The organism is Citrobacter sp. Cu231 (genome assembly GCF_030332265.1).
GTDB lineage: Bacteria > Pseudomonadota > Gammaproteobacteria > Enterobacterales > Enterobacteriaceae > Citrobacter > Citrobacter meridianamericanus.
The window spans coordinates 133683-153678 of the sequence record NZ_JAOWIE010000046.1; the positions used below are offsets into that span (position 1 = coordinate 133683).

At 54.1% G+C, this 19996-nt stretch carries 19 protein-coding genes; 7 read left to right on the forward strand and 12 right to left on the reverse strand.

The window, feature by feature from the left end; all coding sequences use genetic code 11:
* Positions 1 to 53: 53 nt before the first annotated feature.
* From argF (OGY15_RS20445) to arcA, 3 genes are read right to left on the reverse strand one after another with little or no spacing between them, the layout of a single operon-like run.
* A complete protein-coding gene (gene argF / locus OGY15_RS20445) occupies positions 54 to 1058 on the reverse strand; it encodes an ornithine carbamoyltransferase (RefSeq protein WP_151224494.1) in 1005 nt (334 codons plus the stop codon).
* Positions 1059 to 1079: 21 nt separating this feature from the next.
* Complete coding sequence (arcC, locus tag OGY15_RS20450; protein ID WP_151217452.1) at positions 1080 to 2006, reverse strand: carbamate kinase; 927 nt, start codon at positions 2004 to 2006, stop codon at positions 1080 to 1082.
* 9 nt (positions 2007 to 2015) lie between these two features.
* Positions 2016 to 3236, reverse strand: coding sequence for an arginine deiminase (gene arcA, locus OGY15_RS20455; protein WP_187253636.1), 1221 nt, complete (start codon positions 3234 to 3236; stop codon positions 2016 to 2018).
* A gap of 671 nt (positions 3237 to 3907) precedes the next feature.
* On the opposite strand from arcA, the gene OGY15_RS20460 reads away from it, so the two are divergent.
* Entirely contained in the window at positions 3908 to 4360 is a 453-nt protein-coding gene (locus OGY15_RS20460) for a YhcH/YjgK/YiaL family protein (RefSeq protein ID WP_151217454.1), read from the forward strand.
* A 90-nt stretch (positions 4361 to 4450) separates the two neighbouring features.
* Here OGY15_RS20460 and argF (OGY15_RS20465) read toward each other — a convergent pair whose 3' ends face one another.
* Positions 4451 to 5455: an ornithine carbamoyltransferase gene (gene argF, locus OGY15_RS20465; protein ID WP_187259185.1), complete on the reverse strand. Its 1005-nt coding sequence runs from the start codon at positions 5453 to 5455 to the stop codon at positions 4451 to 4453.
* A complete protein-coding gene (argL, locus tag OGY15_RS24880) occupies positions 5425 to 5520 on the reverse strand; it encodes a putative translational regulatory protein ArgL (RefSeq protein WP_373276877.1) in 96 nt (31 codons plus the stop codon). The genes argF (OGY15_RS20465) and argL overlap by 31 nt, the downstream gene beginning before the upstream one ends.
* Positions 5521 to 5618: 98 nt before the next feature.
* Between argL and rraB the strand changes: the two genes are divergently transcribed.
* The 3 genes from rraB (at position 5619) to OGY15_RS20480 (ending at position 7850) form a co-directional block, all read left to right on the forward strand.
* Positions 5619 to 6044 carry a ribonuclease E inhibitor RraB gene (gene rraB / locus OGY15_RS20470; RefSeq protein ID WP_003025845.1) on the forward strand — a complete coding sequence of 142 codons (426 nt, stop codon included), beginning with the start codon at positions 5619 to 5621 and terminating at the stop codon, positions 6042 to 6044.
* 51 nt (positions 6045 to 6095) lie between these two features.
* Positions 6096 to 6854, forward strand: coding sequence for a tRNA isopentenyl-2-thiomethyl-A-37 hydroxylase MiaE (miaE, locus tag OGY15_RS20475; protein ID WP_151217457.1), 759 nt, complete (start codon positions 6096 to 6098; stop codon positions 6852 to 6854).
* A 165-nt stretch (positions 6855 to 7019) separates the two neighbouring features.
* Positions 7020 to 7850, forward strand: a complete 831-nt coding sequence (locus tag OGY15_RS20480) for a topoisomerase II (protein ID WP_210904380.1) — start codon at positions 7020 to 7022, stop codon at positions 7848 to 7850.
* Between the two features lie 26 nt (positions 7851 to 7876).
* On the opposite strand, the gene OGY15_RS20485 is transcribed toward OGY15_RS20480, so the two are convergent.
* From OGY15_RS20485 to pepA, 4 genes are all read right to left on the reverse strand, one after another.
* Entirely contained in the window at positions 7877 to 8380 is a 504-nt protein-coding gene (locus OGY15_RS20485; RefSeq protein WP_187253639.1) for a GNAT family N-acetyltransferase, read from the reverse strand.
* A 160-nt stretch (positions 8381 to 8540) separates the two neighbouring features.
* Entirely contained in the window at positions 8541 to 11396 is a 2856-nt protein-coding gene (locus OGY15_RS20490) for a valine--tRNA ligase (RefSeq protein ID WP_187253640.1), read from the reverse strand.
* Positions 11396 to 11839 (reverse strand): DNA polymerase III subunit chi, encoded by a 444-nt coding sequence (holC, locus tag OGY15_RS20495; RefSeq protein ID WP_286540868.1) that lies wholly within the window; start codon positions 11837 to 11839, stop codon positions 11396 to 11398. Before holC ends, OGY15_RS20490 begins: the two co-directional genes overlap by 1 nt.
* A 144-nt stretch (positions 11840 to 11983) precedes the next feature.
* Positions 11984 to 13495, reverse strand: coding sequence for a leucyl aminopeptidase (pepA, locus tag OGY15_RS20500; RefSeq protein ID WP_286540869.1), 1512 nt, complete (start codon positions 13493 to 13495; stop codon positions 11984 to 11986).
* 153 nt (positions 13496 to 13648) lie between these two features.
* Here pepA and OGY15_RS20505 point away from each other — a divergent pair, with 153 nt between their 5' ends.
* The 3 genes from OGY15_RS20505 to lptG all read left to right on the forward strand — a co-directional run bounded on the left by OGY15_RS20505 (position 13649) and on the right by lptG (position 15944).
* Positions 13649 to 13699 carry a hypothetical protein gene (locus OGY15_RS20505; protein WP_212723231.1) on the forward strand — a complete coding sequence of 17 codons (51 nt, stop codon included), beginning with the start codon at positions 13649 to 13651 and terminating at the stop codon, positions 13697 to 13699.
* Between the two features lie 62 nt (positions 13700 to 13761).
* Positions 13762 to 14862: an LPS export ABC transporter permease LptF gene (lptF, locus tag OGY15_RS20510; RefSeq protein WP_151217466.1), complete on the forward strand. Its 1101-nt coding sequence runs from the start codon at positions 13762 to 13764 to the stop codon at positions 14860 to 14862.
* Positions 14862 to 15944 carry an LPS export ABC transporter permease LptG gene (lptG, locus tag OGY15_RS20515; protein ID WP_151217468.1) on the forward strand — a complete coding sequence of 361 codons (1083 nt, stop codon included), beginning with the start codon at positions 14862 to 14864 and terminating at the stop codon, positions 15942 to 15944. Before lptF ends, lptG begins: the two co-directional genes overlap by 1 nt.
* 38 nt (positions 15945 to 15982) lie before the next feature.
* Here lptG and OGY15_RS20520 read toward each other — a convergent pair whose 3' ends face one another.
* From OGY15_RS20520 to idnT, 3 genes are all read right to left on the reverse strand, one after another.
* On the reverse strand, positions 15983 to 17485 hold the full coding sequence (locus OGY15_RS20520) for a helicase HerA-like C-terminal domain-containing protein (RefSeq protein ID WP_286540872.1): 1503 nt from the start codon (positions 17483 to 17485) through the stop codon (positions 15983 to 15985).
* Positions 17486 to 17564: 79 nt separating this feature from the next.
* Positions 17565 to 18563: a DNA-binding transcriptional regulator IdnR gene (gene idnR, locus OGY15_RS20525; protein ID WP_286540874.1), complete on the reverse strand. Its 999-nt coding sequence runs from the start codon at positions 18561 to 18563 to the stop codon at positions 17565 to 17567.
* A 52-nt stretch (positions 18564 to 18615) separates the two neighbouring features.
* A complete protein-coding gene (gene idnT, locus OGY15_RS20530; RefSeq protein WP_286540875.1) occupies positions 18616 to 19935 on the reverse strand; it encodes a gnt-II system L-idonate transporter in 1320 nt (439 codons plus the stop codon).
* Positions 19936 to 19996: the final 61 nt, after the last annotated feature.

Here is a 19996-nt window from a genome sequence, read left to right on the forward strand (position 1 = left end):
TGTTCTCCGGATAGCTTGGGCATATGCCGCCAGGCGACACATGCCCGCAGGGGTTAGTCGCCGAGTGTCGCTACCATGACCGCTTTAATGGTATGCATCCGGTTTTCCGCTTCGTCGAAGACGATGGAATGTGCTGACTCAAATACCTCTTCCGTGACTTCAAGCCCTTTCAGGCCGTAAGCCGCTTCGATTTCACGGCCCACCTTGGTGTGCTCATTATGGAAAGCGGGCAGGCAGTGCATGAATTTCACGTTAGGATTGCCGGTCGCATTGATGACCTGCTGGTTAATTTGATAAGGCGTCATCAGGCTGACGCGTTCTGCCCACGCTTCTTTAGGTTCGCCCATCGAAACCCAGACATCGGTGTAGAGAAAATCTACGTCGTATACCCCTTCCGCAACATCGTCCGTGAGCGTAATGCGTGCGCCTGTTACGCTGGCGATTTCGCGGCATTCGGCAACCAGCGCCTCGTCCGGCCAAAAGGACTTTGGCGCGACCAGACGAATATCCATCCCCATTTTCGCCGCGCCGACCATCAGTGAATTGCCCATGTTGTTGCGAGCGTCACCAAGATAAGCGAAGCTCAGTTCGGGTAAGGTTTTCCCTGGCGCGTGTTCCAGCATGGTCATCAGATCGGCAAGGATCTGCGTAGGGTGGAATTCATTCGTCAGCCCGTTCCAGACCGGCACGCCAGCAAATTCACCCAATTCTTCAACGATCTCCTGGCCGTAGCCGCGGTATTCGATGCCGTCATACATGCGACCCAGCACGCGAGCGGTATCTTTCATCGACTCTTTATGACCGATCTGCGAGCCGCTTGGACCGAGGTAGGTCACCTGTGCGCCCTGATCGAAAGCACCGACTTCAAAGGCGCAGCGGGTGCGCGTTGAGGTTTTTTCGAAGATCAGCGCAATATTTTTACCGACCAGCGTTTGCCTTTCGCGCCCGGCTTTTTTTGCCGTTTTTAACTCGATAGCCAGATCGATCAGGTACTGGATTTCCGTTGGGGTGTAGTCCAGCAGTTTGAGAAAATTGCGATTTTTCAGGTTAACAGTCATGAAAATATCCTTAATGTTGGGTTATGCGTTGGCGGCTTCCAGGCGAATCAATGTGCCTTTGTCACCGGCGAGAATGGCCGGGCCGTCGGCCAGTGAGCCGATGCCTGCAATTCCGTGGCAGTGAGAGACAAATTCCGCGCAGGCGGTGACTTTAGGGCCCATTGAACCGGCGTCGAATTGCATTTCACCGAGCAGTTCCGGCGTCACCTGGGCCAGCGGGCGCTGGGTAGGTTTGCCCCAGTCGAGATATACGGCGTCGGCATCAGTGAGGATCAACAACGCATCGGCATGGAGTTGGCGGGCGAGCAGGGCAGCGGAGAGATCCTTGTCGATCACCGCTTCAATGCCGTGGAAGCCATCGGCTTTTTCCACCACCGGTACGCCGCCGCCGCCGTTGCAAATCACCAGATGATCTCGGGCGATCAGTGTGCGAATGGCGTCGCTTTCAACGATGCGTTTGGGCTGTGGAGAGGGCACAACGCGACGGAATGCTTTGCCATCGGCTTTGAAAATCCAGCCCTTTTCCGCGTGTAGCGTTTTAGCCTGTGCATCGTCGTAAATCGGTCCGATATATTTGGTCGGATTGCTGAAAGCCAGATCGTGGGCATCGACTTCAACCTGAGTCAGCAGGACGCTAATTTCACGTTGTGGCAGTTGGTTTTTCAGCGCTTGTTGCAGCATATAGCCAATCATTCCCTGACTTTCCGCGCCGAGAATGTCGAGCGGATAAGGTGTGACACGGTCATAAGCGCTGTTTTGCAACGCCAAAAGTCCAACCTGTGGGCCATTGCCGTGCACCAGAATCACACGCCATTGCTGCGTGAGTTGAGCGATAGTTCTTGCTGCCAGCTCAATGTTCTTGCGCTGGATGTCAGCTTCCAGCGGCTCTCCGCGTTTGAGCAGCGCATTGCCGCCCAACGCCACAACCAGGGTAGGTTTGTTTTCCATAACGTCTCCTTAAATACCGTCGCGTTCCAGCGGGCAACTCATGCAGCGCGCACCGCCGCGCCCGCGTCCCAGTTCGTCGCCAGGAATGGGTAAAACGGTGATACCGGCTTTGTCGTATTTCTCGTTGGTCCAGATGTTGCGCTCGTAGCCCACCACCACGCCGGGGCGCAGCGTCAGGACGTTGTTGGCGTCGTTCCACTGTTCGCGTTCAGCTTCGAAGGCGTCACCCCCGGTGGTGATAAGCGTTATTTGGTCGAGACCCAGCGCTTTTTCGAGGGCGTGTACCAGCGTACTTTCCTGGGTACGTTTCAGGCCGCCCCGCCCGTCTGGCGTCAGGGTCCAGCACTGGACATCCGGGCGCACTACTTCCGGATAGACGGAAAAGGTATCGATATCGATGTGGGTCATGACGGTATCGAGGTGCATACAAGAGCGATGTTTCGGCAATTCGACCGCAATGACGCGTTCAGCCTGGCGATGCCTGAACAGCGACTGGGCAAGGAACTCAATACCCTGCGGCGTGGTACGTTCCGACATACCGATGAGTACCGCGCCGCGACCAATGACCAGCACATCGCCACCTTCTAAAGTGGCGTGGTCATAATTAATATTTTCATCGCCGAAATATTTAATAAATTCACCATCGGCAAATTGTGGATGCCAACGGTAAATTGCTCGCAGGTTATTGGTTTCCCGCTGGCGTGCGGTTTTTGCCATCGGGTTAATGGATACACCGTTATATATCCAGCAGGAGGTATCGCGAGTAAATAAGTGGTTTGGTAATGGCTTCATAATAAAGTCATTAATATCGTGTGTATCGACCACCATATTTTTTATTGAGGCAGGAATTTCCCCGTAGGTCAGCCCACCACTTAAATGCCGGGCGAGCTCCCGGTGCTGCATATCTGCAAGCCATGCGCGAATATCAGCAGCGAAAGCGGGGCCAAGGCGATAATCAGAGATTTGTGTCTCCAGTAGCCAGCCTTTGGCATCTGGGATATCTAAGGTTTGTGTCAATAAATCAGTGAGTAGCAGAACCTCAATCCCTTGCTGACGTAACGTGTTGGCGAAAATGTCATGCTCTTCTCCTGCACGTTCTACCGAAAGAACATCATCAAAAAGCAGTTCCTGGCAATTAGATGGCGTCAGCCTTTTTAAACTGAGATTAGGGCGATGTAGCATTACGCTACGTAATTGACCGATTTCAGACCCGACATAATGCTTTTCCATCATTATTCCTTTAATACGATTTTAAAAAATAAAGAGGAGGTGCCTGCAAATAATATTTATTGCAGTCATGATTTTTCAGCTGATTTCGGAGTCTATATTTAGATCTTATTTGGTAGAGAAACGTGATTTATTTCACAGTCAGGTTGATGGTTGGCTTTTGTTGTTTAATTTATGAGATGGCTCTGAGAATTTAAAAAATAAAAATAAGAGTAACTGAATTACTACGCATGAATATGTCTTGTTATTTATTCATGTTAATTTTTTGTACTTATTTAAAAATAAAGCAATTCAATAAGGTGCTGATTTTAGTGTATTTTTTATTATGGTATACATATTTATGCGAACCTGTGATTTTATTATTTGCACGCTGGTGTTGATTACCAAATAAATATGTCACTGCACAAAGATAAAGAGAAGGGAGTGAACTGTGATGAAAGACCGGTTTTTATAAAAAACATTTTATAACAATGTGTTAGTAAACTCCTCGAAAAAGACGAGGTGGAAGTTATGCAGTGTTTATGCATAAGCAGTTGTGGCAAGTTAACGATATTTTAACACCATCAGCGATAAACATGCGTTGACGCAAATTATCGGTAAATAGCAGTGGTATGGCAGGTCGTTTTTTCGTATAACAAGCAAAATGAAACATTGTTTTAATTAAGGGGTTTGAGATGATTGTCGGCAATATTTACAACCTGGATGCCTGGCTGCCGGAAGAGCTGCGCCAGGCGATTGAGCATATTAAAGCGCATGTGACGGATGCGACGGAAAAGGGCAAGCATGATATCGACGGCGATCGTTTGTTTTATCTGATTGCTGAAGATATGACGGAGCCGTTCGCACAGCGCCGCGCCGAGTATCACGCCCGGTATCTGGATATTCAGATCCTGCTCAAAGGTCAGGAAGGTATGACTTTCAGCACGCAGCCTGCGGGCGCGCCGGAAACTGACTGGCTGACGGATAAAGACATCGCCTTCGTGGCGGAAGGCGTACAGGAGAAAACGGTGGTGTTGAATGAGGGTGACTTCGTGGTGTTTTATCCGGGTGAAGTGCATAAACCGCTATGCGCGGTCGGCGCTCCGGCGCTGGTACGTAAAGCCGTAGTTAAGCTGTTGGTTAAGTGACGGACGCCAGGCCTGATGAGCGTAGCGCCATCAGGCACAACGGCGCAGATTGCCGGGTGTGGCGGAGCCTTACCCGGCCTACAAACATCATTATTTTGCGAGCGTTGCGACCATCACCGCTTTGATGGTGTGCATCCGGTTTTCTGCCTGATCAAATACGATGCTGGCGGGTGATTCAAAGACCTCGTCGGTCACTTCTATACCGCCGTGCAGTCCGTACTCTTGCGCCATGTGTTTGCCAAGTGTGGTTTGATCGTCATGGAACGCCGGCAGGCAGTGCAGGAATTTCACCTGCGGATTACCAGTCAACGCCATCATTGCGCTATTAACCTGATACTTACGCAGCAGCGCAATACGTTCGGCCCATTTCTCTTTCGCTTCGCCCATTGATACCCAGACGTCGGTATAGATAAAGTCCGCACCTTTCACGCCCGCGGCGATATCTTCGGTCAGCGTAATATTGCCGCCGTTTTTCTGTGCCAGCGCTTTGCACTCCGCAACCAGGCTTTCTTCCGGCCAGCAGGCTCGCGGCGCGACCAGGCGCAGATCCAGCCCGGTTAACGCGGCGGCTTCCAGCATGGAGTTACCCATATTGTTACGTGCATCGCCTGCATAAACCAGCGTCATTTCATTGAGCGCTTTACCTGGCAGGTGTTCCTGCATCGTGAGCAAATCTGCCAGCAACTGGGTAGGGTGAAATTCGTTAGTTAATCCGTTCCATACCGGAACTCCGGCGTATTCCGCAAGCGTCTCGACAATTTCCTGGCCATGGCCCCGATACTGAATACCGTCGTACATACGACCGAGCACGCGGGCGGTGTCTTTGATCGACTCTTTATGACCAATCTGGCTGCCGCTTGGCCCGAGATACGTTACGCGCGCGCCCTGATCGTATGCGGCAACTTCGAAAGAGCAACGGGTACGGGTTGAGTCTTTTTCGAAGATGAGCGCGATGTTTTTACCGGTGAGTTTAGCGACCTCTGTGCCGTTTTTTTTATCCGCCTTGAGCTGCGCGGCGAGCTGGAGCAGTGACGTCAGTTCAGCAGAGGTGAAATCAAGCAGTTTCAAAAAATGTTTCTGATAAAAGGTAGACATAGTTCCCTCACATGGCTTAGGCCATTTATTGAATTAAAATTCAATTTATATGGATGTTTATTCATTTGCAACCTTGTTTAACAAATCTTTCCTGGAAAGGTGGAGGCAATGACAGCGGTATGTGACAATAAGAGTATCGGCAGGACATTATGAGGAACGAGCCATGGCAAACCCGGAACTACTGGAAGAACAGCGTGAAGAAACGCGCTTGATTATTGAAGAGTTACTCGAAGATGGCAGCGATCCAGACGCGCTGTACACCATCGAGCATCACCTTTCTGCGGATGACTTTGAAACCCTGGAAAAAGCGGCAGTAGAAGCTTTCAAGCTGGGCTATGAAGTGACCGAGCCGGAAGAGCTGGAAGTGGAAGAAGGTGACACGGTTATTTGCTGTGACATTCTGAGCGAATGCGCTCTGAATGCCGAGTTGATCGACGCTCAGGTTGAGCAACTGATGAACCTGGCTGAGAAATATGATGTGGAATACGACGGTTGGGGCACCTATTTCGAAGACCCAAACGGCGAAGAAGGTGAAGACGGCGACGATGAAGACCTCGTCGACGAAGATGATGACGGCGTGCGTCACTAAGTCATCTGCTGACCTACGGTGGCGTATGCTGCCGTAGGCCAAGGACAACGTATGGATTACCTGCAAATACTCTCCCCGATCCACAACTTCCTGCACTGTAAAACGCCCCAGGCCTGGCTTGATAAAGCGCGAGACCCGGCGAATCTCCCTCTGTTACTGACCGATCACCTCGTCTGCGAGCTGAAAGCGGCGCAAACGGCTATGCTGCTGGTGCGTAAGTATGTCGCAGATAAACAGGGATCGCAGGCGCTGCTGGACTGGCTGAAACCCTATGAGGCGTATGCTTTCAGGGATGGGGATGAACCGGATTTTATCGCACTGAATAAACAGATTAGCAAAAGTGTGATGCCGCAAACTGACGACCCGTGGGGACGCAAGCTTATCGACAGCATGGTTTTGCTGATCAAAGAAGAACTTCACCACTTCTGGCAGGTGCGTGAGATGATGATGAGCCGCAATATTCCCTACGTCAAAATCACCGCCAGCCGTTATGCCAAAGGCATGCTCAAAGAGGTGCGAACCCACGAGCCATTAACGCTAATCGATAAGCTGATTTGCGGGGCTTACATTGAAGCACGTTCTTGTGAACGGTTCGCCGCGCTGGCGCCGTATCTGGATGACGATTTACAGTCATTTTATCTGTCACTGCTGCGTTCTGAAGCGCGGCACTATCAGGATTATCTGGCGCTGGCGCAGCAGGTTTCTGCTGACGATATCAGTAGCCGGGTGCGGTTCTTTGGCGAAGTAGAAGCCGCGTTGATTACCTCTCCCGACGATGAATTCCGTTTTCACAGCGGGGTGCCCGCTTAGCCTCCTTCTCTGACGCGCGGCAGACATTGCCGCGCGATTTAACCCTTCCTGTTGCTGTTAACAAAATCTGGTGGCTGGCAATCGCTCACTGCTGCCGTAATAATCAAAACGCGCGAAGGGGAAATATATCCCCAGAACAGAGACGATTTGGCATAAGGATGGTTAATGAACTGGACACACGTATTGTTGGCGGGGTATATCGGGGCGGTGATTGCTATCGTCATCGGCATGTTTCGCAAAAAAGGCTGGCTGGGCAAGCTCTCCGGCGCGGTGGTTTTTGTGGTGGCAATTGTCGCGTGGAATCTGTTTGATGTGCACTACCTGATCCCGCGGGAAAGCCCGAATTATGGGCTGACGGATGCGCAGAAATTTGAAAACGCGATGCTGTCCATGCCCGTTTATCAGGTGCTTAAGGAGCAGGAGCCTGCGCTGTGGCAGAACATCCTCACCCAGGCAACGCAGCTGAAAGAGGCGGGGAAAAGCGAGCAACAGATTATCGACGCTATTCAGCCGCAGATCCTGCAGGTACAGATGGCGCGTTTGCAGCAGGCGCCTGATGCCAATGTGATCGAGTATATGAAGATTAATCTCGAGCAGATTTCCGCGGTGGCAAAAGTGGGCAATGACGAATGTTTTCGCTTTTTGTTCCCGGCGGTGAAAGGTGGGATTAACCCAGTGCGTATTATTCCGCGTGAGATCATGGATCGTCGTATGGCGAGTGATATGAGCATGATGTATGCCTCACATGGCCCAAAAAAACATACGGTCACGGCAGAAGAAAAACAGCTGGCGCTTCAGGATCTGCAATCCATCAGCCCGGGGCTGGTACAGCGCTTTGGACCGGATATCCAAATCATGGCCGATCCGAGTAAAGGCGTGGGCAAAGAGAAAGTCGTCTGTGAAATGGTGCAAGATTTATGGTCACAGGTGCTGAAGCTGCCAACCGCGCGCGCGGCCGGCGTTATTCGGCTGATGCTCTCAGCCGAAATGCAGTAACGTAACCAGAGCCCCTCGGCGTGAGGTCAGAGGGGCTTTAACATCCGCACTTCACAATCTACATGTCCGGTACAGCCGAGCGCTTCGCTGATATGCTTAAACCCTAAATGTTCATACAGGCGGATAGCCTCGGTCAGAAATGCCGTCGTTTCAAGATAACACTGCTTAAAACCCTGCTCGCGGGCATGGTCAAGCGCCATCAGCGCCAGCTTTTTCGCCAGCCCCTGACCGCGTGCGCTTGGGAGGAAGTACATCTTTTGCAGTTCGCAAATGTCCGGTTCGCTACACCCTAATGGCGCAACGCCGCCGCCGCCCACGACTTCACCATTTTGCTCAACCACCCAGTAGGCTGCGCCCGGCTGGTTGTAAACCTGAAACAGCTCGTCCAGATTGGGATCGGCAACGGTATAGCCTTTATCGGCGGTCAGGCCGTATTCGGCGGAAACCTGACGGATAACGTGGGCAATAGCGGCGTTGTCGTCGGCGGTAATGCGGCGCAGCGTCGTTGAGACAGGTGTGATAACACTCATAGCGAACTCATGACATAAAAGTGAGACATATGCAGTTAATAACACTGCGGTGAGGGGAAGTGCAAGCGAGGATAATTCAAGAAAAAGCCTCTGCGCGGGTGCGTCAGAGGCTTTTATCGTCTGCGGTGTCGGATACGCTACGCTTATCCTGCAAACAATTTTACAGCGCGGCGATAACCGCCTGCTGCTCAATCAGCTTCGCTTTCGCTTCCGCATAGCCGTCCAGCTTCTCACGTTCTTTGGCGATCACCGCTTCCGGAGCGCGAGCAACGAAACCTTCGTTGGACAGTTTGCCTTCGATACGGGCAATCTCACCTTCAATTTTCGCCACTTCTTTTGCCAGACGCGCCAGTTCATCATCTTTGTTGATGAGACCCGCCATCGGGATCAGCAGCTCGGCACCGTCGATGATTTTGGTCACGGAGACCGGACCTTTGTCATCGGCAGGTAGCACGGTGATGCTTTCCAGACGCGCCAGGTTCAGCAGGAAGCTCTTGTTATCGTTCACACGACGCATCGCATCCGCGCTGCAACCACGCAGCATCAGCTCCAGCGGTTTACCCGGGGCAATGTTCATTTCCGCGCGGATGTTACGTACGGCAACGATCGCCTGCTTCAGCCATTCGGTATCGGCCAGCGCCGCTTCATCAACCTGTGCGGCGTTATATTCCGGGAACGGCTGCAGCATGATGGTATCTGCGGTGTTGCCACAAATTACTTTCACGCGCTGCCAGATGGTCTCGGTGATGAACGGAATAATCGGGTGCGCCAGGCGCAGCAGACCTTCCAGCACCGTCACCAGCGTATTGCGGGTGCCGCGCAGTTCAGCATCAGTTCCTCCGGTCATTACCGGCTTGGTCAGCTCCAGATACCAGTCGCAGAACTGGTTCCAGGTGAATTCGTACAGGATGCCCGCGGCGATATCGAAGCGGAAGTTATCCAGCGCTTCGCGGTACGCTTTAACGGTCTGGTTGAATTCAGCCAGGATCCAGCGGTCCGCCAGCGACAGGGTCATTTCGCCGCCGTTAAAGCCGCAATCCTGATCTTCAGTGTTCATCAGCACGAAGCGGCTGGCGTTCCACAGCTTGTTACAGAAGTTACGGTAACCTTCCAGACGCTTCATATCCCAGTTGATATCGCGACCGGTGGAGGCGAGTGCGGCCAGGGTAAAGCGCAGGGCGTCGGTGCCGTGCGGCTCGATGCCGTTCGGGAACTGCTTCTCGGTACGTTTGGCAATCTTCTCAGCCAGCTGCGGCTGCATCATGTTGCCGGTACGTTTTTCCAGCAGCTCCGGCAGGGAGATACCGTCGACCATATCCAGCGGGTCAATTACGTTGCCCTTGGATTTGGACATCTTCTGGCCTTCGTCGTCACGGATCAGACCGGTCATGTAGACGGTATGGAACGGAACCTGCGGCTTGCCGTTTTCATCTTTGATGAAATGCATGGTCATCATGATCATGCGGGCAATCCAGAAGAAGATGATGTCGAAGCCGGAAACCATCACGCTGGTTGGGTGGAACTGACGCAGCGCGTCGGTATTTTCCGGCCAGCCCAGGGTAGAGAAGGTCCACAGCGCGGAGGAGAACCAGGTGTCGAGAACGTCTTCGTCCTGACGCAGCGCAACGTCGGCGCCGAGGTTGTTTTCCTGACGCACTTCATCTTCGGTACGGCCAACGTAGACGTTACCCGCTTCGTCGTACCATGCCGGGATACGGTGACCCCACCACAGCTGACGGGAGATACACCAGTCCTGAATATCGCGCATCCAGGAGAAGTACATGTTTTCGTACTGCTTCGGTACGAACTGAATGTCGCCGTTCTCTACCGCTTCTACCGCCGGTTTCGCCAGCACATCGGCACGGACGTACCACTGGTCGGTCAGCATCGGTTCGATAACCACGCCGCCACGGTCGCCGTAAGGTACGGTCAGATCGTGAGGTTTGATCTCTTCCAGCAGGCCCAGCGCGTCGATGGTTGCAACGATCGCTTTACGTGCAGCAAAGCGTTCCAGCTTCTGGAATTCAGCCGGGATTTCACTGGAGTAAACGTCAGACTCTTCGCCTTTGGTATCGTACACTTCCGCCGTTTCGCGGATGTCGCCGTCAAAGGTCAGAATGTTGATCATCGGCAGGCCGTGACGTTTCCCGACTTCGTAGTCGTTGAAATCGTGTGCCGGGGTGATCTTCACGCAGCCGGTGCCTTTTTCCATGTCGGCGTGTTCGTCACCGACGATCGGAATGCGGCGGTTAACCAGCGGCAGGATCAGGAATTTGCCGATCAGATCTTTATAACGCGGATCTTCCGGGTTCACGGCCACGCCGGTATCGCCCAGAATGGTTTCCGGACGGGTAGTCGCCACGACCAGGTAATCTTTACCGTCTGCGGTTTTCGCGCCGTCGGCCAGTGGATAGCGGATGTGCCACATCGAGCCTTTAGACTCGCGGTTTTCCACTTCCAGATCAGAGATAGCAGTGCGCAGTTTCGGATCCCAGTTTACCAAGCGCTTGCCACGGTAAATCAGGTCTTCTTTGTACAGGCGAACAAAGACTTCTTTCACGGCATTGGAAAGACCTTCGTCCATGGTGAAGCGCTCGCGCTCCCAGTCAACGGAGTTGCCGAGACGGCGCATCTGACGGGTAATGGTGCCGCCGGATTCCGCTTTCCACTGCCAGATTTTGTCGATGAAGGCATCGCGACCGTAGTCGTGACGGGTTTTACCTTCTTCAGCGGCAATCTTACGCTCAACCACCATTTGGGTGGCGATACCCGCGTGGTCGGTACCGGCCTGCCACAGAGTGTTTTTACCCTGCATGCGCTGGTAGCGAATCATGGTATCCATGATGGTTTGCTGGAAAGCATGACCCATATGCAAACTGCCGGTGACGTTCGGCGGCGGGATCATGATGCAGAAGGACTCTTTGCTTTCATCGCCGTTAGGTTTGAAATAGCCCTGCTTTTCCCAGTGCTCGTAAAGCGGCTGTTCGATATCTTGTGGGTTGTATGTCTTTTCCATTATTTCCAGGTTGCCGTATTCAGGTTAAAACCAGCCACGCGGTAAGCTTTGTAGCGATCACGTGCCGATTGTTTCAAAGAATCTTCGTAAGGGACGAAGTCTATCACTTCTGTGAAAGCGGTGGCAAAATCTGCAAAGCCAACGCGCAAACTGATGAGCAGGTCACGTGGGCTGCTGTTGCGTTTTTCTGGCCAGGCAATCTCTACCGGGGCGCCGCCTCTGGGGCCTTCACCCGCCAGATTATGCGGAACAAAGCTTTCTGCCGGTCTTGCCCACAGAGCTTCATCCAGTCGAAGAGCCTGCTTTTCGCTTTCGCAGGCGATCAGCACGCGCTTGCCAGCCCGCCAACGTTCTGCGGCAATTTCACACACCAGTTGTTCAACGGCGCTTAAGCCATCAACGGTAGTGTCATTATCCAGAAGATAGAACGTCGCATTCTTCATATATGGGGCTTCTTGTGGTGAATTTAAATACAAGGCCGGGTGACCCGGCCTTATCGCCTGATGGCGACGCTTGCGCGTCTTATCAGGCCTACAGCGTGTTGCTTTGTAGGCCGGATAAGCGTAGCGCCATCCAGCATTTACACATTACTCTTCGCCGTTAAACCCGGCGCGATTGAGCAGGAACTGCGACAGCAGCGCCACCGGACGACCAGTAGCGCCTTTGGCTTTCCCGGAACGCCATGCGGTGCCGGCGATGTCCAGGTGCGCCCAGTTGTACTTACGGGTAAAGCGCGACAGGAAGCAGCCTGCGGTAATGGCTCCGCCAGGACGTCCGCCAATGTTCGCCATATCCGCAAAGTTGGACTCCAGCTGTTCCTGGAACTCATCACCCAGCGGCAGACGCCATGCGCGATCGCCAGCCTGCTCGGACGCGCCGATCAGCTCATGCGCCAGCGGGTTGTGGTTCGACATCAGGCCGGTGATGTGATGGCCCAGCGCAATCACGCACGCGCCGGTCAGGGTTGCGACGTCAATCACCGCTTCCGGCTCAAAGCGCTCGACGTAGGTTAGCACGTCGCACAGCACCAGACGGCCTTCGGCATCGGTATTGAGCACTTCAACGGTCTGCCCGGACATGGTGGTCAACACATCGCCTGGGCGATACGCGCGGCCACCCGGCATGTTTTCGCAGCCCGCCAGTACGCCGACGACGTTGATGGGCAGTTTAAGCTCGGCCACCATACGCATCACCCCATACACTGCCGCCGCGCCGCACATGTCGTACTTCATCTCATCCATGCCTTCAGCAGGTTTGATGGAGATACCGCCGGAGTCGAAGGTTAACCCTTTCCCGACCAGCACAATCGGACGCGCGTCTTCGGACGGGTTGCCTTTGTACTCGATGACCGACATCAGCGACTCGTTCTGCGAGCCGTGACCGACGGCCAGATAAGAGTGCATACCCAGCTCTTTCATCTGCTGCTCGCCGATCACACGGGTCACCACATTTTTGCTGTAACTGTCTGCCAGCTGACGCGCCTGAGAAGCCAGATAGGCAGCGTTACAAATATTTGGCGGCATGTTGCCGAGATCTTTCGCCGCTTTAATACCCGCGGCGATCGCCAGACCGTGCTGGATAGCTCGCTCACCGCTGGTCAGCTCACGGCGGGTCGGTACGTTGAAGACCATTTTACGCAGCGGACGACGCGGCTCGCTTTTGTTGGTCTTCAACTGGTCAAAGCTGTACAGCGTTTCCTGGGCCGTCTCAACGGCCTGACGTACTTTCCAGTAGTTATTGCGCCCTTTGACGTGCAGCTCAGTCAGGAAGCAGACGGCTTCCATTGAGCCAGTATCATTCAGCGTATTGATGGTTTTCTGAATGACCTGCTTGTACTGGCGCTCATCAAGTTCACGCTCTTTGCCACAACCAATAAGGAGAATTCGCTCAGACAGAACGTTAGGAACATGGTGCAGCAACAGGGTTTGACCCGGTTTGCCTTCCAGTTCGCCACGACGCAGCAGTGCGCTGATGTACCCGTCGCTGATCTTGTCGAGCTGCTCTGCAATCGGAGAGAGGCGGCGTGGTTCAAAGACACCCACGACGATGCACGCACTCCGCTGTTTCTCCGGGCTACCGCTTTTTACACTGAACTCCATGCACTACGCTCCTGAATCTTAAAGACAACAGCGGTGGCTACGGATAGAATTGCAAGCTTTCGTAACTCATACCCGCTGTTGCGGTGACTTCGTGTTAATCTTAACGTTATTACGGCATTGGCACGTCAGAACAATTTCTGAGAGGTGGATCCGTTGAGTATAATGATCTTAGCGACGATTTCGACGACTCAAGAGAATAAATGACGTTTAAGCCATGAAACAAGCTAAATTCCGGCAAAAGACGGGTTTTTACGGGCGTATTTAAAGTGATAATCATAAGATATCTGGTTCGGGAAACGCTCAAAAGCCAACTTGCGATCCTATTCATCCTGCTTTTGATCTTCTTTTGTCAAAAGTTAGTCAGGATCCTTGGTGCGGCTGTTGACGGCGACATCCCGGCGAATCTGGTGCTCTCGCTGCTGGGGCTGGGCGTGCCAGAAATGGCGCAACTTATCTTGCCCTTAAGCCTGTTCCTCGGGCTGCTGATGACGCTGGGCAAACTGTATACCGAAAGTGAAATTACGGTCATGCATGCCTGTGGGCTGAGCAAGACTGTGCTTATTAAAGCAGCGATGGTACTGGCGTTGTTTACCAGTATTATTGCGGCGGTCAACGTGATGTGGGCCGGACCGTGGTCCTCCCGGCATCAGGATGAAGTACTGGCGGAGGCGAAAGCCAACCCCGGTATGGCGGCGCTCGCTCAGGGGCAATTCCAGCAGGCGACTAACGGCGGTTCGGTACTGTTTATCGAAAGCGTTGACGGCAGTAACTTCAAAGATGTGTTCCTCGCGCAAATCCGCCCGAAAGGTAACGCCCGTCCTTCGGTGGTGGTGGCTGATTCCGGACATCTTACGCAGATGCGCGATGGCTCCCAGGTCGTAACCCTAAACCAGGGGACGCGCTTTGAAGGGACCGCGCTGCTGCGCGATTTCCGCATTACCGACTTCCAGGATTATCAGGCGATTATCGGTCATCAGGCCGTGGCGCTGGATCCAAACGATACCGAACAGATGACCATGCGTACGCTGTTGGCGACCGACACCGATCGCGCCCGCGCGGAGCTGACCTGGCGTATCACGTTAGTATTCACCGTATTTATGATGGCACTGATGGTCGTTCCGCTGAGTGTGGTAAACCCGCGTCAGGGGCGTGTACTGTCCATGCTGCCAGCCATGCTGCTCTATTTGCTGTTCTTCCTGGTGCAGACGTCGCTGAAGTCGAACGGTGGCAAAGGTAAGCTGGATCCTGTGTTCTGGATGTGGGTGGTTAACCTGGCTTATCTGGCACTGGCGATTGTGCTCAACCTCTGGGATACGGTGCCGATGCGCCGCTTACGTGCCCGTTTTATGCGTAAAGGAGCGGTATAATGCAGCCCTTTGGTGTACTTGACCGCTATATCGGTAAAACCATTTTCACCACCATCATGATGACATTGTTCATGCTGGTGTCGCTCTCCGGGATCATCAAGTTTGTCGACCAGCTGAAAAAAGCCGGGCAGGGGAGCTACGATGCGATGGGTGCCGGGCTGTATACCCTGCTCAGCGCGCCGAAAGATATCCAGATCTTCTTCCCGATGGCGGCGCTGCTGGGGGCTTTGTTGGGGCTGGGCATGTTGGCCCAGCGCAGTGAACTGGTGGTGATGCAGGCTTCCGGCTTTACCCGTATGCAAGTGGCGTTATCGGTGATGAAAACCGCGATTCCGCTGGTGCTGCTGACGATGGCCATCGGCGAATGGGTTGCGCCGCAGGGTGAACAGATGGCGCGTAACTACCGTGCCCAGCAGATGTACGGCGGCTCGCTGCTCTCTACCCAGCAGGGGTTGTGGGCGAAAGACGGGGACAACTTTGTTTACATCGAGCGGGTGAAAGGTGACGCTGAGCTAGGTGGAATCAGCATCTACGCCTTTAACGACAAACGTCGTTTGCAGTCTGTTCGCTATGCTGCCAGCGCGACGTTTGACCCGGAGCAAAAGGTCTGGCGTTTGTCGCAGGTGGATGAGTCCAACCTGACCGACCCGAAACAAATCACCGGTTCGCAGACAGTGAGCGGCACCTGGAAAACCAACCTGACGCCTGACAAGCTCGGTGTCGTGGCGTTGGATCCTGACGCGTTGTCGATTAGTGGTCTGCATAATTACGTGAAGTACCTGAAGTCGAGCGGCCAGGATGCCGGACGCTACCAGCTCAATATGTGGAGCAAAGTGTTCCAGCCGCTGTCGGTGGCGGTCATGATGCTGATGGCGCTGTCGTTTATCTTCGGCCCACTGCGTAGCGTCCCGATGGGTGTGCGTGTAGTGACGGGGATTAGCTTCGGTTTTGTATTTTATGTGCTGGACCAAATCTTTGGCCCGCTGACGCTGGTGTACGGCATTCCGCCGATTATTGGCGCGCTGCTGCCAAGCGCCAGCTTCTTCCTGATAAGCCTGTGGCTGATGCTGCGTAAATCGTAATATCTACCCCTCCCGCTGTGCGGGAGGGGAGCTTCCTGTTAGCGTTTTCTCCCACCCATCAAACTGCCCAACATGCCACGGATTATCTGATTAGTGACCTGTCGCGCCGCGCTTTTCGCCACGCTCTGTACCACGCCATCGCGCTTGCCGCCGCGCGGTCCGGTACTGCCAAACAAAATATCCTTCAATCCAGCGAGAATACCGTCGTCAACCTCGACCGCTTTACCGTTGGCGGGAGGCGTATTTTGCTGCTCGGTGCTGGCTTGCACGCCTTGCTGTAAACGCTCATAGGCGGATTCGCGGTCGATCTCTTCCTCATATTTGCCGTACAGCGAGGAGTGATTGATCAGCCCGTTGCGCTCGTCGTCGGTCACCGGTCCCATGCGGGAACACGGGGCAATTACCATCGCCCGCTCCACCACCGACGGGCTGCCTTTGGCGTCCAGAAACGACACCAGTGCTTCGCCGGTACCCAGCTCCTGAATGGCTTTCTCGGTATCAAACGCCGGGTTGGCGCGCATGGTTTGCGCCGCGCTTTTCACCGCTTTCTGATCTTTTGGCGTGAACGCGCGCAGGGCGTGCTGCACGCGGTTACCCAACTGGCCGAGCACGTTGTCCGGAATATCGGCCGGGTTTTGTGAGACGAACCACACGCCGACCCCTTTCGAGCGGATCAGGCGTATGACTTGTTCGATTTTATCCAGCAGCACCTGCGGAGCGTCGTTGAACAGCAGATGCGCTTCATCAAAGAAGAACACCAGTTTTGGCTTCTCCAGATCGCCTGCTTCCGGCAGCTGTTCGTACAGTTCGGAGAGCATCCACAGCAGGCTGGCGGCGTACAGTTTGGGCATCTGATAGAGCTTCTCGGCGCTGAGGATGTTGATCATCCCTTTGCCGTTGGCGTCGGTACGCATCCAGTCTTTGATATCCAGCATCGGTTCGCCAAAGAAGTGCGCCGCACCCTGCTGCTCCAGCGACAGCAGTCCGCGCTGGATAGCCCCGACCGAAGCGCTGCTGATATTGCCGTACTGATTCTGGAAGGATTTGGCGTTATCGCCGATGTACTGAGTGATGGCCCGCAGGTCTTTGAAATCGAGAAGCAGCAGGCCCTGGTCGTCGGCAATGCGGAAGATAATATCCAGCACGCCAGACTGCACGTCGTTGAGGTTCAGCAGACGGGCCAGCAGCAGCGGCCCGAGGTCAGATACCGTGGCTCGCACCGGGTGGCCTTTCTCACCGAAGATATCCCACACCGTGACCGGATTAGCATGCGGTTGCCAGTCGGTAATACCGATGTTTTTTAGGCGGGCGAGCAGCTTTTCAGAGGTTTGTCCTTCCTCGGCCACGCCGGTTAAGTCGCCTTTCACATCAGCCATAAATACCGGTACGCCAATCCCGGAGAGCGATTCGGCCAGTTTTTGTAGGGTGACGGTTTTGCCGGTCCCGGTCGCGCCGGTAATCAGCCCGTGACGGTTGGCCATGCCTGGCAGCAAAAACAGTTCTGTGTCCGGCGTGCGGGCAATTAGCAGGGGTGCGCTCATTGAGATTTCCTCCATTTATCCTGCCTGGAGTATAGGCAATGTCCATCAAAGAGAGTATGCGATGGCGAGAGAAAATGACTTAAAGCGTATTGCCGTGATAAATCTGATACCCCAGATCCACGGTGTTGTGGTTATGGTCGTTGTTCTTGATTTTGCTCAGCAACATCTGCGCCGCCATGCGGCCAATGTCAAAACGTGGGGTGATCACGCTGGCAAGGCTGGGGATCATCTGCCTGCCCATTTCCAGTCCGTGAAAACCAGCAATCGAGATCTGCTCCGGAACGGCCAGCTCACGCTCGCGGCACAGCAATAGCGCGCCCATCGCAATATCGTCGTTGGTGCAAAAGACGCCGTCTACATCCGGATGCGCGGTGAGCGCGTACCGCATCATCTGGGTGCCGAGATGAATGGACGAAATAGAGCGCGGATTGACGCGCAGCGGCATCAGACCCCGACGCGTCATGGCATCGCAGTAGCCGCGATAGCGCTGTTCATCGCGGACGTCGTCTTTCGAACCAAGGTAGAGGATTTTGCGCCGCTGGCGTTTATCCAGCATGGTGCTGACCATATCAAACGCGGCCTGACGGTTATCGAAACCTACTTCCATGTCCAGACGATCGCCCTGAATGTCCATTAGCTCGACCACCGGAATGTTGGCAGAGCGCAGGAATTTAACCGTGCGCAGAGTGTGATATTTCTCGGACAGGATAATGCCGTCGATATTGTACGACAGCAGGTTGATCACCGACTCTTCCTCGGATTCCCGGTCATAATTGTAGTTGGCGATCAGCGTCTGATAGTTATGGTCTGAAGTGACTGACTCAATACCGGCCAGAATGTCAGCGAACAGCTGATTTTGAAACGAGGGGATCAGCACGCCGAGCGTATAGCTTTGCGCGTTCAGCAGCATCGCGGGCGCGCGGTTGGGGATGTAATTAATCTCCTCCATAATCTGCGCAATGCGTTCACCGGTTTCCTTTGCGACCTTTTTCGGCGAGCGAATGTAGCGGCTCACCGTCATTTTGGTCACGCCCGCCAGCGTGGCGATATCTTGCAAAGAAATTCTGTGGTTCCTCATTTTCTCTCCAGTGCCGGGGAGCGCTGACCTGTGCTCCCCGGTGATGACCGTCTTAATGCAGGATGGCGTTCAGCGCCAGAACACCCAGCAGACCCATAATGGAAATCAGCGTCTCCATTACCGTCCATGTGCGCAACGTTTCCCCCACGCTGAGATTAAAGTAGCCTTTCAACAGCCAGAATCCCGGATCGTTAACGTGGGAGGCAATCACACTGCCCGCGCCGGTAGCCAGCACCATCAGCGCCGGGTCGGCATGAGTGACGTTGATAATCGGCAGTACCACACCTGCGGTAGTGATAGCCGCCACGGTGGCTGAACCGAGCGCGATGCGCAGCAAAGCGGCAACCGTCCAGCACATCAGCAACGGAGAAAGCGACGTGCCGGTCATCAGGTGTGAGATATATTGTCCCACGCCGCTGTCGACCAGAACCTGCTTAAATGCACCGCCCCCGGCGATGATAAACACAATCATCGCGATCGCGCCGATAGAGTCACCAATGATATCCATAATTTGCTCGGTCGTACGTCCGTTACGTCGACCAAGGGTAAAAATGGCGAGCACGATAGCAATAAATAACGCGACCGCAGGGTTACCGATAAACTCAAAGAACACCCGCACGCTGTTGGTCTTTGGCAGTGTAATTTCGCACACCGCGGCGACCGCCATCAGTATGACCGGGATTACCGCCGCAAAGATACTGTTCCAGAACGACGGCATCTCTTCTTCGGTGAACAGATGCGGGTTGAACAACCCTTCCGGCGGTGCTTTCTCAAAGCGGGTCAGCAGCTTAGAAAACAGCGGCCCGGCGACAATCACCGTCGGGATAGTAATAATAAATCCGTACAGCAGAGTGGTACCGAGATTGGCCTCGAAAATGGTGGCAATCGCGGTGGGTCCCGGATGCGGCGGCAGAAAACAGTGGGTCACGGACAGCGCGGCGACCATCGGTACGCCGACATACAGCAGCGGCAGGCCGGACGAGGCCACCACCGTAAATACCAGCGGCAGCAGCAGAACAAAGCCGACTTCGAAGAACATCGCCAGACCGACGACCAGACCGGTGATCACCAACGCCCACTGCACGCGTTTCTTACCAAACGTGCCAATCAGCGTGGTGGCGATGCGCTGAGCCGCACCGGTATCGGAAATCAGCTTACCGAGCATTGCGCCGAAGCCGAGGATCATCGCCAGCCCGCCGAGCGTGCCGCCGATCCCATTTTGTATTGAGTGCAGAACGGCCTGGGCATCCATCCCTTCGGCAAAACCAACGACCGCCGCCACCAGGACCAGAGCAATAAAGCCGTTAACTTTAAAGCCAATCATCAGGACCAGGAGCAGCGCGACGCCTGCCGCAATTATTATTAATGGCATAATCGTTTCTCTTTAAATTATTTAGAGTGGTGTGCCAAAAATGCAGCGCCTGGGCGCTGCG